Source organism: Parabacteroides acidifaciens, assembly GCF_003363715.1.
GTDB classification, from domain to species: domain Bacteria; phylum Bacteroidota; class Bacteroidia; order Bacteroidales; family Tannerellaceae; genus Parabacteroides; species Parabacteroides acidifaciens.
Genome location: NZ_QREV01000132.1, coordinates 1 through 777, shown reverse-complemented (window position 1 = coordinate 777; position 777 = coordinate 1). Strand labels below are relative to the sequence as shown.

The following is a 777-nucleotide window of genomic DNA, read 5'->3' as shown; positions in this document are numbered from 1 at the left end:
TCTCCCAGTCAAGCACCCTTATGCCATTACACTCTACGACCGGTTACCAATCGGTCTGAGGGTACCTTTAGAAGCCTCCGTTACTCTTTTGGAGGCGACCACCCCAGTCAAACTACCCACCATACAGTGTCCTCGCATACCGCGAGTTAGAACTCAAACAATCAAAGGGCCGTATTTCAACGTCGACTCCACAAATACTGGCGTACCTGCTTCATTGTCTCCGGCCTATCCTACACATCAATTGCCCAAATTCAATGTAAAGCTATAGTAAAGGTTCACGGGGTCTTTTCGTCCCATCGCGGGTAATCGGCATCTTCACCGATACTACAATTTCACCGAGCTCACGGTTGAGACAGTGTCCAGATCATTACACCATTCGTGCAGGTCGGAACTTACCCGACAAGGAATTTCGCTACCTTAGGACCGTTATAGTTACGGCCGCCGTTTACTGGGGCTTCAATTCAGACCTTCTCTTGCGATGAGTCCTCCTCTTAACCTTCCAGCACCGGGCAGGTGTCAGGCTGTATACCTCATATTTCTATTTCGCACAGCCATGTGTTTTTGTTAAACAGTTGCCTGGACCTATTCTCTGCGCCCAGCCTTTCAGCTGGGACCCTTTATCCCGAAGTTACAGGGTCAATTTGCCTAGTTCCTTAACCGTGAATCACTCGAGCGCCTCAGTATTTTCAACCCAACTACGTGTGTCCGTTTACGGTACGGGTACTTTATGAATATGCTTAGCGGATTTTCTTGGGAGCCTGTTTACGTCCATATTGC

At 48.6% G+C, this 777-nt stretch carries 1 rRNA gene; it reads right to left on the bottom strand.

Annotated elements, in window-relative coordinates:
- A 23S ribosomal RNA gene (locus DWU89_RS20440) occupies window positions 1–777 on the bottom strand; the annotation flags it as partial.